General features: G+C 70.4%; 9 protein-coding genes. 6 read left to right on the top strand and 3 right to left on the bottom strand.

Annotated features, from left to right (window positions below; all coding sequences use genetic code 11):
- Positions 1-86 precede the first annotated feature (86 nt).
- Together ACQP09_RS28655 and ACQP09_RS28650 are read right to left on the bottom strand one after the other, a co-directional pair.
- Positions 87-2,831, bottom strand: a complete 2,745-nt coding sequence (locus ACQP09_RS28655; RefSeq protein ID WP_433404761.1) for a molybdopterin-dependent oxidoreductase — start codon at positions 2,829-2,831, stop codon at positions 87-89.
- Positions 2,828-3,652 carry an FAD binding domain-containing protein gene (locus ACQP09_RS28650; protein ID WP_433404759.1) on the bottom strand — a complete coding sequence of 275 codons (825 nt, stop codon included), beginning with the start codon at positions 3,650-3,652 and terminating at the stop codon, positions 2,828-2,830. Before ACQP09_RS28650 ends, ACQP09_RS28655 begins: the two co-directional genes overlap by 4 nt.
- Positions 3,653-3,856: 204 nt before the next feature.
- On the opposite strand from ACQP09_RS28650, the gene ACQP09_RS28645 reads away from it, so the two are divergent.
- Positions 3,857-5,503, top strand: coding sequence for a helix-turn-helix domain-containing protein (locus ACQP09_RS28645; protein ID WP_433404756.1), 1,647 nt, complete (start codon positions 3,857-3,859; stop codon positions 5,501-5,503).
- Between the two features lie 41 nt (positions 5,504-5,544).
- Here the strand turns inward: ACQP09_RS28645 and ACQP09_RS28640 are convergent, their stop codons facing one another.
- A complete protein-coding gene (locus ACQP09_RS28640; RefSeq protein WP_433404754.1) occupies positions 5,545-6,888 on the bottom strand; it encodes a PLP-dependent aminotransferase family protein in 1,344 nt (447 codons plus the stop codon).
- A 183-nt stretch (positions 6,889-7,071) separates the two neighbouring features.
- On the opposite strand from ACQP09_RS28640, the gene ACQP09_RS28635 reads away from it, so the two are divergent.
- The 5 genes from ACQP09_RS28635 to ACQP09_RS28615 all read left to right on the top strand — a co-directional run bounded on the left by ACQP09_RS28635 (position 7,072) and on the right by ACQP09_RS28615 (position 15,850).
- Positions 7,072-7,722 carry a LysE family translocator gene (locus ACQP09_RS28635; protein ID WP_433404751.1) on the top strand — a complete coding sequence of 217 codons (651 nt, stop codon included), beginning with the start codon at positions 7,072-7,074 and terminating at the stop codon, positions 7,720-7,722.
- Between the two features lie 107 nt (positions 7,723-7,829).
- Positions 7,830-8,807: a hypothetical protein gene (locus ACQP09_RS28630; protein ID WP_433404749.1), complete on the top strand. Its 978-nt coding sequence runs from the start codon at positions 7,830-7,832 to the stop codon at positions 8,805-8,807.
- Positions 8,804-10,897: a hypothetical protein gene (locus tag ACQP09_RS28625; RefSeq protein ID WP_433404746.1), complete on the top strand. Its 2,094-nt coding sequence runs from the start codon at positions 8,804-8,806 to the stop codon at positions 10,895-10,897. Before ACQP09_RS28630 ends, ACQP09_RS28625 begins: the two co-directional genes overlap by 4 nt.
- Positions 10,894-11,934, top strand: coding sequence for an AAA family ATPase (locus tag ACQP09_RS28620; RefSeq protein WP_433404743.1), 1,041 nt, complete (start codon positions 10,894-10,896; stop codon positions 11,932-11,934). Before ACQP09_RS28625 ends, ACQP09_RS28620 begins: the two co-directional genes overlap by 4 nt.
- 79 nt (positions 11,935-12,013) lie before the next feature.
- A complete protein-coding gene (locus ACQP09_RS28615) occupies positions 12,014-15,850 on the top strand; it encodes a DUF3427 domain-containing protein (RefSeq protein ID WP_433404741.1) in 3,837 nt (1,278 codons plus the stop codon).
- Positions 15,851-15,865 lie beyond the last annotated feature (15 nt).

Below are 15,865 nucleotides of genomic sequence, written 5' to 3'. Positions count from 1 at the left end.
CCTTCCGCCCCGCTTCGCGACGCCGGATCTCCCGGGTGCACGCGTTCCGGCCGACCCGTCGGCGTACCGTCCTCCGGAAGCGGTCGTCAGCTCCTTCCGGCCGCGTCCAGCGCCTGCCACACCCGGTCGCGGGTCAGCGGCAGTTCGGTGAACCTGATGCCCGTGGCGTCGCGCAGCGCGTTGGCGAAGGCCGGGGCGACCGGGTTGAACGGGCTCTCGCTCATCGACTTCGCGCCGAGCGGGCCGATCGCGTCCGAGGTCTCCATGAAGTGCACCTCGGTGCGCGGCACATCGGCGTACTGCGGCAGCCGGTAACGGCGGAACGCGGCCGTGGTCACCTCGCCGCGTTCGTCCAGCCTCACGTTCTCGAAGAGTGTCGCGCCGAGCGCCTGCGCCACCCCGCCCTCCACCTGGCCCCGGCACTGCATCGGGTTCATCACCTTGCCCGCGTCGGCGGCGTGGACGGAGCGCAGGATACGGATCTCGCCGGTGCCCGGGTCCACCGCGAGCCGGAACCACTGCGCGTTGAACGCCACCGAGCGCGGCGATCCGCCCCAGTGCCCGTCCGCGAGAAGCTCCCGCCCGGCCGAACGGGCGGCCTGGTACAGCTCCTTGAGACTGATCACGCGCCCGGCGCACTCCACCGCGTCCGCCGTCAGCCGGCAGTCCCCCACCGCCACCCCCAGGTGCTGAGCAGCGAAGTCCAGCAGCTGTACGGCGAGTTCGTCGGCGGCCTTCATCACCGCCCTGCCCGCCACCACCGTCCCGGCCGAGCCGAAGGCGCCCGTGTCGTGCCGGACCACGTCGGTGTCGGACTGGCGGATCGCGATCCGGTCGACGGTCGTGGAGAGAGCACCCGCGGTGATCTGCTTGTGGACGGTCGTGGTGCCGTTGCCGAACTCGGCGGTGCCGACGGCGATGTCGTACGTTCCGTCCTGGAGCAGCTTCACCGTGGCGTCGGCGAAGTGGCCGCCGGGCGGTCCGGTGGCGATCATCGACATCCCGGTACCCTGGCCGACGAGCCAGCCGTCCGGCACGTCGTCGCCGGGCCCGTCCCCGTACTCCTCGATCGCGTTCCGTACGACCTGGAGGCACTGGTCGAGTCCGTAGCTGGCGATCTCCAGGTCCTCCTCCTCGCCGCCGGGGCTGATCATGTGCTCGCCGGGGCCGATGATGTTCAACTCCCGGAAGACCAGCGGGTCGATGCCGGTGCGCCGCGCCAGCTCGTCCATCACCGACTCGACGGCGAAGACGACCTGGCCGAGTCCGTAGCCGCGAAAGGCGCCCGCTGGAACGGAGTTGGTGTAGACGGAGTAGGCGTTGACCTTCTTGTGCGGGGCGCGGTAGACGGCCATCGACTCGCCGACGCTGTGGAACATCACGGCCGGCCCGTGGTTGCCGTACGCCCCGGTGTTCGACACCACCCGCACCTGGAGAGCGGTGAGCGTGCCGTCGGCCCGGGCGCCCGCGCGGACGCCGATGGTGAACGGGTGGCGGGTGGTGGCCCCGTAGAACTGCTCGGCGCGGGTGTACTCCAGCTTGACCGGGCGGCGCAGGCGCATCACGGCGAGCGCCACGATGTCCTCGACGATCATCTCCTGCTTTCCGCCGAAGCCGCCGCCGACCCGGCCCGCCAGCACCCGTACCTGCTTCAACTCCAGGTCGAACAAGGCACAGAGAGCGCGGCGGGTGAGGAAAGGTGTCTGGGTGCTGGAGCGGACGGTGAGCCGTTCTTCGCCGTCCTCGCCGCTCTCGTACCAGGCGACCGCGCCGTGCGTCTCCAGGCTGGCGTGCTGGACGCGCTGGGTGCGGAAGGTCTCCTCGTACACGACATCGGCCGCGGCGAACCCCTCCTCCACCGAGCCGATCTCGCCGTGGACTTCGCCGACGACGTTGTTCTCGGGACGGGCGATGCGCGACTCGGGGCCCTTGTCGTGGACGACCGGTGCGCCGGGGGCCATCGCCTCCTCCGGGTCGGTGACGTACGGGAGTTGCTCGTACGTCACCTCGACGCGGCGGCACCCTTCCTCGGCCGCCGCCTCGCTGTCGGCGACCACGGCGGCGACGCGCTGGCCGACATAGCGGACCGTGTCATCCAGCAGCCGGGTGTCGTCGGGGTCCTCGGTGGGGTGCTCGTGGCGGGCGGTGGAGTAGAGGCGTTCCGGGGCGTCGTGGTGGGTGAGGACCAGGTGGACGCCGGGGACGCGGAGGGCGGCGGCCGTGTCGATGGCGAGGATGCGGGCGTGCGGGTGCGGGGAACGCAGGAGCTTCATGTGGAGGAGGCCGGGGACGTCGAGGTCGAAGGTGTACCGCGCGGTGCCGGTCACCACCTGCGGCCCGGCCGGAGCACCGAGGTTGCGGCCGACGGCCCGTCCGGCGTCCGGCTCCTCGGTGTGCCGTACACCGCGCACCGCGTCCTCGATGGCCCGGCATCCGGTGCAACGGCAGATGTTGCCTTTGAACGCCCGTGGCAGATCGGACAGTTGCTCCTCGTCGAGAGCTGCGGCCGTCATCAGGTATCCGGCGGTGCAGAACCCGCACTGGAAGCCCTGCGCGTCCAGGTACTTCCGCTGTACGGGGTGGAGTTCGCCGCCCTCGTCCGCCAGCCCCTCCACCGTGGTGACGGCCCGTCCCTCGGCCCGGACGGCCGGATAGAGGCAGCTGTGCACCGGCTCACCGTCCACGTGGACCGTACAGGCACCGCAATCCCCCGCTTCACACCCCTTCTTGACGCCGAACCAGCCGCGCTCGCGGAGGTAGGTACGCAGGCACTGGCCGGCGCGCGGCTCGTCCGCGAAGGGGCGGCCGTTGATGTGGATCCCGTAACTCATGCCACTCCTTCGGCAGTCAGTTCGCGGCGGATCTCCTCCGCGAAGCGCAGCGCCATGTGCCGCCGCCACGCGGGCAGTCCATGGATGTCGTCGAACCAGTCGTCGGCGCCGACCGTGGAGTCGATCGCGTCCCGCAGCCCCGCGCGGTCCGGCGGCAGCGGGAACCAGAGGCGGAACGGCCGGACCGTCGCCGCGCTCACCGTCACGGCCAGCGACCCGTCGACCGGGTCCAGCACCCCGATGACCAGCACCCCCGACCGCCCGAGGCCGTACAGGGACGCCTGGCGGAACGCCGTACGGGAGGCGAGGGCGCGGGCGGGCAGGGTGACCGAGCGCAGGAGCTCGCCGTCGGCCAGATCCTTGCGGCCCGCACCGGTGACGAAGTCGGCCACCTTCACGCGGCGCAGCGAGCCGTCCTGGGCGCGGAGCAGGCACGCGCCGTCCAGTGCGGCGGTGAGCGAGATCATCGGTCCGGCGGGCAGGGCGTTGCAGAGGTTGCCGCCGACGGTCGCCATGTTCCAGATCTTGAAGGAGGCGAGGAAGGCCCGGCAGCACTGCTCGACGAGAGGCGCCGCCGGTGCCTGCCAGGTCCGCCCGAACCGGGACAGCTGCGCGATCGTGCAGGTCGCCTCGGTCTCCAGCGAACCGTCCGGCAGCTCGCGCACCGGCTCCCAGCCCATGCGGCTCAGGTCCACCAGCCGGCGCAGGTGCGGCTGCGGCTCGGAGAAGAGGTAGGTGCCGCCGCCGAGCCAGGCATCGCCCGGCCGCCAGGGAGCGGGGCTGCGGGCGTCCCGTACGTCGAGCACCGTGTTGAGGTCCATGCCGCTCAGTGAAGCCCCGCGGCAGGGGGCCGCACGACTGGTTCACCGTACGGAAATACACCAGGCCCCAGACGTAACACTGGATGATCAACCAAGAGGTGTTTGCCTCCTTGAGCCTTGCATTTACGATGCAGTGACTCGCATTGGCCTCGTGAATGTGAGATGCCGGGCGTGGTGCCCGGCAGTCCCGCAAGGAGACCGCGCATGCACGTCGAAGACCTCTTCCGGCTGGAGTCCCTGGACCTGACCCTGCTCTGGGGCGGGCCGCCGCAGCTGGTGCGGGAGATCAGCGGGGTGACCGCCACCGATCTGGAGGACCCGGGGCGGTTCCTCCAGCGGGGCGAGATCGTGCTCAGCGGCCTGGTGTGGTGGAGCGTGGCGGACGAGGAGGCGACGGCGGACCGGTTCGTCGTGGCGCTGCGGGATGCCGGTGCGGCCGCGCTGCTGGCGGGCGAGGAGACGCACGGGACGGTGCCGGAGGTGCTGGTCGACGCGTGCCGCCGCCACGGGATCGCGCTGTTCTCCGTGCCGGTGCACACCTCGTTCCGGGCGATCACCGACACCGTGTACCTGCGGCAGTGGGGCGACCTCAGCCGGCGGCCCGCCGACCACTTCGCGCTGCCGGAGAACGTACGGGCCGAGCTGAGCCGGCTCCTCGCGGACGGCGCGGACCCGGACACGCTGCTCACCCGCGCGGTGGCCCATCTCGGGACACCGGCCTGCTCCGTGCTCAGCGCCACCGGCCGCACGATCGCCTGTACACCGGCCGCACGGGAGCTGCCGGCGGCGCAGACGGCCGGGCGGCTGAAGGCGGCCTTGCGCGTGGACCCGGACGCGTCGCCGTACGGGCAGTGGTTCCTGGACCTGGCCGGGGCGGTGGAGGTGCCGCCGCGGATGCTCCATGAGATAGCCGAGGTGCTCGCCCAGTACCGGCAGGCGGTGCTGCGCCGCGAGGCGGCGGTGCGCGGTCCGGTGGCGGAGCTGGTGGCCTTGTTGGAGGCGCCGGGTGCCGGGGCGGGCTTCGGCTTCGGTCTTGGTTCCGGTCTCGGTGCTGGCTCCGGTCTCGGTGCTGGCTCCGGTCTCGGTGCCGGCTCCGGCTCCGGTCTTGGTGCCGACTCCGGCTCCGCCTCCCGTTCCGTTTCCGGTTCCGCGCCGCTCGCGGCGGCCCTGCGTGCCTGCGGGCTCCCGGACCAGGGCCCGTACATGGTGATCACGCTCTCTCTGGGGGCGGCCGCCCCGGCGGGGCACGGCGTGGAGGCGCTGGAGGAGGTGGTGCGCCATCTCGCGGACAGCCACCGGTCCGTGACGGGCAGCCTGGCCGGAGGGGTGGCGGTGGCGGTGATCGCGACGGATTCCGGTTCGCCGGAGGACCTGGTCCCGGCCCTCAAGGACCTCTGGCCCACGCTGCACGCCTGCGACGGAGCCGTGCTTCCGTACGGAGGCGCCAGCGCTCCGGCCGCGACTCCGGCCGAGCTCAACGGAGCCCTGGTGCAGGCCCGTTACGCCCTGACGGCGGCGGAGCGCGCGGGCGGCGCGAACCTCACCGCGATGGCGGACCTCACCACCCTGGACGCACTCCTCGCGGGCATCCCCGACGACGTACGGGCGGCCTTCGGCGTCCACGCGCTGGGCCCGCTCGCCGACGACACGAACCCCTCCCACCGCATGCTCCTGGAGACCCTCCACACCTTCCTGGCGCACAACGGGTCCTGGGCGCGGACGGCCGAGGCGCTGCATCTGCACGTCAACACCGTGCACTACCGGATCCGGCGCGTGGAGCTGCTCACCGGCCGCGACCTGGCCCGGCTCGACCACAAGCTGGATCTCAGGGCCGCCCTGCTCTGCCGCTGAGAAGGCGCCCGGCACGACGACGGTCCCCCGCCGTCCTCGTCTCAGTCCTGGGCGAGGTCGTCCGGGGCGGACCTCGCGAGGTCGGCGAGGGTCGCGAGGGCCCGGGAGAGGGTCTCCTCGGTGGGCGAGGCGAGGCCGAGCCGGACCGCGTGCGAGCCACTGTGGCGGCCGACGGAGAACGCGGCGGCCGGGGTGACCGCGATGCCGTGGCGCGCGGCGGCGCCGACGAAGGTGTCGGCACGCCACGGGCGCGGCAGCTCCCACCAGCGGTAGTACGACTCCGGCGCGGAGCGCGTGACGAAGCCGCCGAGGTGGTGCTGCGCGATCTCCTGCCGCCGGCCGGCCTGGCGCTGCTTGGCGCGTACGAGCGCTTCCACGGTCCCGTCCGCCTGCCACCGGCCCATCGCCGCCAGCGGGAAGCCCATGGGCGTCCAGCCGCCCGAACGCAACGCGGCCGCGAGGCCGGACGACACGGCGGTCGGGGCCACCGCGAACCCGAGGGACAGCCCCGGGGCCACCCGCTTGGACAGACTGTCGACGAGGACCGTCCGCTCCGGCGCCCGTGAGGCGAGGGGCGGCAGATCGTCCCGGAGGAAGGCCCAGACGGCGTCCTCGATCGCATGGATCCCGCACGTCAGGAGCACATCGGCCAACCGGTCCAGCCGCTCGGCGGGCATGGTCAGCGACAGCGGATTGTGCAGGACGGGCTGTACGTAGACGGCGTGCAGCGGCCCGGCCCGGTGCGCCTCCTCCACCGCCTCGGGGATCAGCCCGGCCTCGTCCATCGCGAGCGGCACGAGGGTGACCCCGAGCCGGGTGGCGATCGACTTGAGCACCGGGTACGTCAACTCCTCGACGCCCAGCCGCGCGCCCGGCCGGGTCACCGCGGCGACGGCCGCCGAGATCGCCTGCCGGCCGCTCCCGGCAAACAGGATCCGCGCCGGATCGGGACGCCAGCCGCCTCGTACGAGCAGATCCGCCGCGGCCTCCCGCGCGGCGGGCGTACCGGCCGCGCCGACCGGCCGCAGGACCGGCTCCAGCAGGCCGGGCCGCAGCAGCTTCTCCAGCCCGGCGGCGAGCAGCTCGGCCTGCTCGGGCACCACCGGGTGGTTCAGCTCCAGGTCGACCCGGCTGTCGGCGGGTTCGGACAGCGCGGGCGCGGCGGCCGCCGGTCCTGAGGCGTCGCGCACGAAGGTCCCCCGGCCCACGTGGCCTTCGGTGAGACCCCGGCGCGCGAGCTCCTGATAGACGCGGGTGGCGGTGGAGTTGGCGATGCCGTACTGCCGGGCGAACTCCCTCTGAGTGGGGAGCCGTTCACCTGCCTTGAGCCGACCCGCTCCGATCTCTTCGCCCACCGCGTCGGCGACGCTCCGGTAGTCCGTCACGGACCGCACCTCCCGCACTCATGATCCTTCCGACTCTTCGATGCACTCGTCGGCATCCAAGCACAAAATTGCACCGACTTCAATGCCTCATATTGCACCGAGAAATGGACTGACTTTACACTCGCGTGGTCACGGTGCAGGGCTGCGCAGGAGGCCCTGCGGAACAGAAGGCGGCGCGGAGCGATGGTCGAGCTGACCGGCGTACTGGGGGTCGCGATGGTGGCCCTGGGCATGGTGCTCACGCCCGGCCCGAACATGATCTACCTCGTCTCCCGGAGCATCACCCAGGGCCGGCGCGCCGGAGTGGTCTCGCTCGGCGGTGTCGCGGTCGGGTTCCTGGTCTACCTGCTGGCGACGAACCTCGGCCTGTCGGTGGTCTTCCTCGCGGTGCCGGAGCTGTACATCGCGGTGAAGCTGGCGGGCGCGGCGTACCTGGCCTACCTCGCCTGGACCGCCCTGAGGCCCGGAGGTGTCTCCGTCTTCGCTCCGCGGGCCATGCCGCACGACTCGCCGCGCAGGCTGTTCACGATGGGGCTGATGACGAACCTGCTCAACCCGAAGATCGCCATCATGTACCTGTCGCTCATCCCGCAGTTCATCGACCTGGACGCGGGCCATGTGCTGTTCCAGGGGTTCGTGCTCGGCTCGGTCCAGATCGCGGTGGCCCTCACGGTCAACCTGAGCATCGTCCTGGCCGCCGGCTCCATCGCCGTCTTCCTCGCCCGCCGCCCGTCCTGGCTCAAGGTCCAGCGCTACATGATGGGAACGGCCCTGGGCCTGCTGGCCGTCTCGGTCGCGCTGGACACGTCGACGCCGAGCGCCGGTGCGAGCTGATCCCGCGTGGTCGTCGCCGTGGCCCATCGGCCCTCAACCGCGGGATCGAGTACCACACCCCGCCGGTCACAAGGCAGGATGGCTTCCCCGGGACGGGGAGGGGGAGAGTGGTTCCAGTGGTGGCGAAGAAGCCTCAACTCGTTTTCGTGCACGGCATCGGCGGTCTCCGAAGCGCAGGGGAGGACCAGCAGCGGTGGCTGAGGGCACTGGCCACCGGTGCCCGGGCCTCCGGACACGCGGAGTCGATCTCGGCACTCACGCAAGGCTGGCTGGCGGACGTCCGATTCGCCGACTACAGCGATCTGTTCACTCCCAAGGGCGCCCAGGGGACGGCACCCGGCCAGGAGCTCGATCCCATCGACGAACAACTGCTCGTCGGCCTGCTCGACGCGATGCTGGCCGAGCTCGCCGAGCAGTCCCCGCCAGGAGCCGGCCCCCGCGAGGCGCGCGTCATCGGGCAGGCCCGGCACCATCTCGACGCCCTGGCATCCGGCAGCCAGGCGCAAGGGGCCGGGGAGTTCGGCCGGCGGTTGGTATGGGTGACCACGACGCTGCTGCAACTTCCCGGTCTCCGGCAGACGACTCAGTGGGTGAGCGGCCAGGCGTTCGCACTGCAGCTGTCGCAAGTCGCGCGGTACTTGAACCGACGCGACGACAAGGCGGACCTCGGTGCGGCCATCAGGGCCCGGGTGCTGAAGGGACTGGACCCCTCACGCCCGCTCATCATCGTCGCCCACTCCCTCGGCACGGTCGTCGCCTACGAAGCGCTGCACGAGTACGAGGGACACGTCCCCCTCCTGGTGACGCTCGGCTCCCCTCTCGCGCTCGGCGGCGTCGTCCTCCAGCGACTGGTACCACGTCCCCCGCTGTGCCCGGAGAACGTCGGAGCATGGCTCAACTACTGGGATCGGGACGACATCGTCGTCGGCCGCCCCCGCCTGGCGAACTGGATCGCGCCGAGCAGCAGAGGCGTCAAGGCGGAATCCGCTTCCGTGAAGTCCGCCGGAATCTGGACCCATACAGCCACCAAGTATCTGGAGCACGCGCAGGTGGCCGACCCGATCCTGAGGGCGCTGCTGCCGTGACATCCCTCTTCGTACCGGCGCCACCCCGCCATGTGCTGGTCATCGGCGCCCAGTGCGACGGCGCGGAGGAGCTGCACGGACTGGAGACGGCCGCACGACGGCTCCACACGGCTCTGGTCGACCCGGAGCTCGGGGCCTGCCTGGACCGTGGCGAGGGCGAGACGGGTTCGCTGCTCGTGGGTACGTCCTTGGGGAAGGCACGCGTCGAAACGGCCCTCGCCGTCGCGGCCGACCGGGCAAAGGCCGACGGCGGCCCACTCGTCCTGGCCCTGCTGGGCCATGGGACGGGTGGCCTGGGCGGCCCGATGTACTTCGTCGCCTCGGGAAGCAGACGGGACGGATCCATCCGGCAACTGGACGTGGCGTCCGCGATCGGCACTCTGGCGAACGAGCCCGGGCTGAACGGCCTGATCGCCATCGTGGACACCTGTCACGCCGCCGCCGCGTTGCCTAGTGCGCAGGCGGTGACAGCCGGCCTCCAGCAGGGCGGTCTGCGTCTCTCCCTCCTCTTCGCCGCCTCCGCCCACCTGCCGGCTTGGGACATGAACCTGAGCGTTCAGCTCACCGCGTTGCTGGAGAGCGGGCTGCCGGACGCCGGGAAGCTCCTGGAGATGGACGAGCGGCTGATCAAGGAACTGCGCACCCGGATCACCACTCAGGAGCCCGGCGGTTGCGTCTTCAACGGAGCCCCTCTGCCCGGCGAATCGCTCTGGCTGGCCCACAACGCCGCAGCCCCCGCCCGACGCCCGGTCGACGCTCTCGGTTCCGTGGCCTACGAGCGGCTGCGGAAGGTACTGGCTCCCCTGGCCGGTACGGATGGCATCAACAGCAGGGACCGGCTCACGGACTGGCTCGGCCTGCTGGCGGAGGACCGCCGTGGCCACCCCGCGGTCCAGCGCGTCCTGGAATTCCAGAACGATCTCGATGTCTGCGATTCCACCCTCTCGGTCCTGGAACAGGCCTTCGGCCGCGACGTGACCGACGACCTGCTCCGCAGAGCGGCGGCGCGCACGCTGCTCCCCCTGGAGGTCGTCACCCGAGTACCCTGCCCCACCCTCCGGGACCTGGTGGAGTACGCCGTCCTGCGCCGGTCGGCCGCCGATCCCGGCCGCCGGTTCCGGACCCTGGCCCACCTCGCCGCCGCCCTCGCCCACCTGATGCACCCGGAAGACCCCCTCCCCGAGCGACTGAGTACCTGGGCCGGCAAGCTGGGCGTCACCACCGCGCTGAACAGCCGGCACGCCGAACTCGCCCACGACACACCCCGCCTGGTCCTGGTGGTGGCCGACGACGGCGGTGAGGAAATCGTCCGGGTGGACGCGTCGCTGCTCTTCGGCTCGGCCGTGGTGCACACCGAGCGGTTCCCCTGCGCCACCGGTCCGGGCGCCCTGGAACCCGCACTGGACGAAGCAGTGGGGTGGGCACTGCTCTGGCTGAGCGCGGCGGGCGAACGGCTCGTCCCGGTCGACCTGTCGGTCCCGACTCTCCTGCTGACGGGTTCCGCACCGGAGGAGTGGCGGGTGGCAGGCGGACGACGCATGCTGGGCGTCGACTACGACGTCACCACCCGCTGGTCCGGCCTGCTGACGCCCCCGTCCGGTATCCGCCTCGACGACATGCTGCACGTGGGCAGGCAACTCCTGTCGTCCATGCGAGCCGATGCCCCGGGTGGCCCGTCGTGGCTCGACGACGACGCTCTCAGCAGCCTTGAGACCTTGCAGGAACTGCTCGGCCGCCGACGGACCGGCGGATGCGTCTGGGGAGTGAGCACGCTGCCGGAGAGCAATTTCGAGCTCATGATGGAGGAACTGCTCATCCACACACCGGCCCTGATCTGGCCCCGGCACAAGGAGGCCACGGACACCAGGGCGCTGCGGGAGGCGGTCTCGGCGCACTGGGACTCCCTGCCGGAGAAGCTCGTACGGGCCTTTCAGGGGCGGCTGGGGAACTTCCTTGACGAGGGTGTCCCCGGCCCGCTGGCCGACATCCGCGCGACATGGCATGACGAACACTGGCAGGCCTTCTGCCAGAGACGAGCCGGCCGGGCCGTGGTCGCCCCGCACGACATGACTCCGAAGGAGCAGGCATGAACTGGACGCCCTACTACGCGGGTACGGGAGCCGTCCCCGAGAAGGCTCCGGTGCTTCCTCCGCCGCCGCCGTGGCGAGCACCCGGGAGGGGCGGGGACGGCTCCCCGACAGGCGGGCCGGAAAACGAGGTGCTGCCGTCACCGTCCCCGGCGAACACCTACCAGCCGGATCCCGGCCTGATCGATGCGGTCAACGCCGCTCTCCATCTGCGCCGTCCTCTGCTCCTGACGGGTCCGGCAGGCTCGGGGAAGTCCACCGTGATCGAACAGATCGCCGCTGAGCTCGGCCTCGGACAGGTACTGCGCTGGCACATCACCTCCCGCAGCACTCTCACCGACGCCCTCTACAGGTACGACGCGCTGGGCCGTATTCATGCCCACAACGTCCGTGCCATGGAACGCTCCACCGCTTCCGGAGCCGGACGGGCTTCCCGCCGCACCGCCCGTGCCCCCCGGGCGGTGCGGGACGACTTGGGAGACTTCATCCAGCTCGGTCCGCTCGGCACCGCTCTGCTGCCCGGCGGCCGCCCCCGCGCTCTGCTCATCGACGAAATCGACAAGAGCGATCTCGACCTGCCGAGTGACCTTCTCGACGTGCTGGAACGCGGCCGCTTCGAGATCCCCGAACTCGCCCGTCACCCCAGGAGCCGAGTCGCCGTACGCACCGTCGAGCCCGGCGTGCGATGCGAACTCCGCGACGGCCTGGTGGCGTGCGAGGAATTCCCGGTCATCGTGCTCACCAGCAACGGCGAACGCGACTTCCCCGCGCCCTTTCTCCGCCGTTGCGTCCGTTTCGACATGCCCGTGCTCACCGCCCCCACCCTCACCCGGATCATCGAGGCCCACCTGCGGAAAGCCGACGACGACACCGCGACGGCCCTGGTCGACACCTTCGTCGACAGACTGAACCGCGGCGAGAACCTCGCCGTCGACCAGTTGCTCAGCGCCGTCCATCTGCTGCGCGGCCACGGTCTCCAGGACGAGGACCAGCGGACGAGGCTTCAGGAGCTGCTCCTGCGAGGGCTCGGCCGTGCCTGAGAGCCGGTCCGCACAGGCGTTGGCCGCCCTGACCCTCACGCTGCTGAGCGACATGGGCGACGGCGGAGAGGGGGAGGCGGTGGAGATCCTCGACGCCCTTCTTCTCGCCGCAGCCAGATCCACCGTGGCCGAGCCGGGCACCGGCGCCGAGCCTCCGGCTCCGGCCACCGGCGGAAGTCCGGCCGGCCAGTCGCCTCTCCCCGGAGCGGAAACCGACGGCCCCGCTCCCCTGCCGGCTCCCGAAGCCGCCCCGGACGGAGAGGAGGACCAAGGCGCGTCGGTCTGGCTCCAGGACGCCCGCGGCTCCCACGCGGTCCCGGGCAAGGCCCTGACCATGGGCCGCGCCTCCGCCCTGCCCAACGCCCTGGAGATCGGCCGTGCCCTGCGCCCGCTGCGCCGCCCTCGGCCCTCCCGAGTCCACCGACGGCTGGACATCGACGCCACCATCGACCACTACGCCCGTACCGGAGTACTCCTTCCCTGCCTTGCTCCGGCGCCGGAGCCGTGGCTGGAGGTCATCGTGGTCCTGGACCGCGGTACCGCCATGGCGGTATGGGACGAGACCGTGCACGTCCTCACCGAGGTGCTGCGGAGCCTGTCCGCCTTCCAGGCCATTCACGTCTGGCACCTGGAACATCCGCAGGACTCCTCACCGACGATCCGCGACCACCAAGGGCGGTCCTCCCCCATGGACCCGGCCGGCTCCCACCACAGCCAGCCGGCCACCCGCCTCTTCCTCGTCGTCTCCGACTGCGCGGCCCCGGCGTGGCGCGGGAACGCTCTCTGGCAGACCCTGTGCGCCTGGGGCCGCACGGCGCCTCTCGCCTTGATCAACCCGCTTCCCAAGCGCCTGTGGCAACGCTCCGGTCTCGACCTGCCGCGAACCACCGCCACCGCCACCCTCCCCGCGGGCCCGGGCGGGCAGCTGTCCTACCGGCGCCCCCGCCTCTTTCGCAACGACATCCCCGGGACCCAGCCGTGGCAGGCGCTTCCCGTCATGCAATTCGATCCTCACCAGATACACGCCTGGGCACGCACGCTGATGCGCACCGACCCGGCGGGCTGCGAAGCCGTCCTCGTTCCGGCCTCGGGACGCGTGCCTTCCCGCTATCAGACGCCGCGCTCCACCACGGAGCTGTCGGACACGGCAGCAACGGATGCTCAAGTAGCGTCCGCCGCGGCGGCCTTCACCGACGATGTGCGCTCCCCCGCCACGCGTCTGGCCATTGCCGCCTCATCACTGGACGCGTTCACTCTTCCCGTCCTCGATGTACTCCGTGAGCGCATCGTTCCGGAGGCCACTCCGGCCGATACCGCGGAGTTCCTCACCGCGAACCTGCTCACGGCGGCCCGGCAGGACGACTCGGACATGGTGTACCGCTTCCACCCAGCCGCCGCCGAGCATCTGCGAGGGCTCCTCGACCGCGACCAGGCCTGGGACGCCCACTTCGCCCTCACGGACCATCTCGCGGCCCATCCGCAGGCTCCCCACGGGATCGCCGCCGCACTCGAGTCGGCCGGAAGCGAGGAGGCCTGGCCTGTCGGGCTGCGGCCCATCGCCCGGGCCGCGGCGGCCACCGCCCGTCTCCTGGGAGTGGGGCCCGCCGACTCGCCCGCCGTCCCCGCCGCACCGGAGACTCCGACGGCTGCCGTGCCCGAAGGTGACCAGGAGCCGGACGTCGCCGACGCCCTCGACACCACGGGCCCCCCACCGGTGATCGAGGCCAAGTCCGTGCAGCGCGACATGCTCGACCGCCTGAACGCCGAGCGGGAAATTCACGGGAGGCACCGCAATCTCGTCGTCGCGGCACCCGGGTCCGGCAAGACGGTCCTGTCCGCGCTCGACTACCGGCGCCTGCGGCAGAAGCACGGGCGGGATCTGCGCCTGCTCTTCGTCGCGGATGGGACGTCCCTCCTTCAACAGGCCCAGGATGTCTACCGACAGGTGCTCCAGGATGAGAACTTCGGCGAGCCGCTGCACTCCGGAGCAACGCCTCGATACTGGAACCATGTCTTCGCCAGCGCACAGTCCCTCACACGCTCCATGGGACAGCTTGCACCCGATGACTTCGACGTGATCGTCATCGATGAATTCCACCATGCGTTCTCCCCCACATACCGAAGGATCTTGGACTATTTCAGGCCGATGGAGCTACTCGGTCTCACCGCGACACCGGAACGTCCGGACGGCAGAAGCGTCCAGGACGAATTCTTTGATGGCCGCATCGCCGTGGAGATGCATCTGAGGGAAGCGCTGGAGAACGACTTGCTCTGCCCTCTCCATTACTTCGGCATCGCCGATGGGACCGACTTGCGGTCGGTGGCATGGAGTCGTGGAGCTTATGGCCCGGTATCACTGGGCGAGGCCCTGATCGGCGACGAAACACGGGCGCGGGTCATCGTCAAGGCCGTCTTCGACAAGATCCCTGACCCGAGTGCCCTGCGGGGTCTGGGTTTCTGCGCATCCGTACGCCAGGCCAAGTTCATGGCGGAGTACTTCGGTCGCGCCGGCTTCAACGCTGTGGCTCTGACCTCGGAGACACCATCCGATCAGCGTCACCAGGCACTTTCCTCACTCCGCGAAGGCGAATTGAACATCATCTTCTGCGTGGGCGTGTTCGGTGAAGGATTCAGAATCCCCGAGGTGGATACTCTTCTCCTCCTCCACCCGCCTTCCAGCGCGACGGTGTTCCTCCAGCAGCTCGGCGTCGGCCTCGGCCTCGCCCCCGGAAAGGCTGTGCTGACCGTGCTCGATTTCATCGGTCAGCACCGCAAGGAGTTCCGCTTCGACAGACAGTTCGGAGCACTCACGAACGTGGCTCCTCAGCGGCTGGTCGAGCACATCGAGCGCGACTTCCCTCAGCTCGCGGCCGGCTGCCTCATCTCCCTCGACGAGAAGGCGAAGCGGATCATCGTCGACAACATCAGGGGGCATGCTGAGAGGTATGTCACCGAGCTGGTACGCGAGGTCACCCAGTACGGGGAGGCGGATCTGCGGCGCTACCTGCAGAAGAGCGGGCGCGATCTGCACAAGCTGTACCGCCACCAGGGCAGTTCCTGGACCGCTCTGCTCCGTCGCGCCGGCCTCTACAAGGGGGAGGCGCCCGACGGGGAGGCCGGACTGCTCCTGCGCGTGCCCGCCTTCCTCCACGTGGACGACCCGATCCGCATCCAGGCCTACAACCGCATGCTGAAGAAGAACGCCCCCCTCTACCGCGAGCTGGACGAGGAGGGCCGAGCTTATGCCCGCATGCTCTACTTCCAGCTCTGGCCTACGGGCACGATGCCTGACAAGAGCTTCAACAGCTACGAGGAGGGTTTCGCGGAACTGAGGAAACAGCCTGCGGTACGTGGAGAGCTGCGCCAGGTCCTGCAATGCAAGGACGCAGCCTACGCCCCGTCCTACACGCACGAATTCGACGCGGCACATCATCTGCCACTGACCATCCACGCCTCCTATCACCGTGAAGAGATCCTGACCGCGCTGGGTCAATCTCAAATCGGGGGTTTCATGCCAGGTCACTTCCGTGAGGGTGTGAAGTGGTGTGCAGCCAAGAAGACCGATGCCCTGTTCATCACCTTGGAGAAAGACGAGAGGGGCTACTCCGCCCCGGATCGTTCGGGCGATCGGGTGCTGAGCGATACGCTCCTCCGCTGGACGTCCCAGAACCAGACCGCCGAGAACTCAAGCACAGGACTGCGGTACCGGAACCATGTCGAAATGGGCACCAACGTGCTGCTCTTCGTCCGCCGGCGTAAAAGCAACCGCATCGGTCGAACCGAGCCATGGACGTTCTTCGGCCCGGCCGAGTACGTCGACCACAGAGGCAGCAGTCCGATGACGATCACATGGGAGCTGAGATACGAAATTCCGGCACCTGTCTGGCCGCCCTGGCCGGAACCCGCGTACTCATGATGTGCGGCGCCCTGA

The organism is Streptomyces sp. CA-146814, assembly GCF_050942385.1.
In the GTDB taxonomy this organism is placed as follows: Bacteria; Actinomycetota; Actinomycetes; order Streptomycetales; family Streptomycetaceae; genus Streptomyces.
The sequence above is the reverse complement of the archived record's forward strand: the minus strand, read 5'-3'. Positions and strand labels throughout refer to the sequence as shown.

Bases quoted from the DNA above. Each gene is read 5' to 3' on its own strand.
- ACQP09_RS28620 (WP_433404743.1), top strand. From the start codon at position 10,894: ATGAACTGGACGCCCTACTACGCGGGTACGGGAGCCGTCCCCGAGAAG.
- ACQP09_RS28650 (WP_433404759.1), bottom strand. From the start codon at position 3,652: ATGGACCTCAACACGGTGCTCGACGTACGGGACGCCCGCAGCCCCGCT.
- ACQP09_RS28635 (WP_433404751.1), top strand. From the start codon at position 7,072: ATGGTCGAGCTGACCGGCGTACTGGGGGTCGCGATGGTGGCCCTGGGC.
- ACQP09_RS28655 (WP_433404761.1), bottom strand. From the start codon at position 2,831: ATGAGTTACGGGATCCACATCAACGGCCGCCCCTTCGCGGACGAGCCG.
- ACQP09_RS28645 (WP_433404756.1), top strand. From the start codon at position 3,857: ATGCACGTCGAAGACCTCTTCCGGCTGGAGTCCCTGGACCTGACCCTG.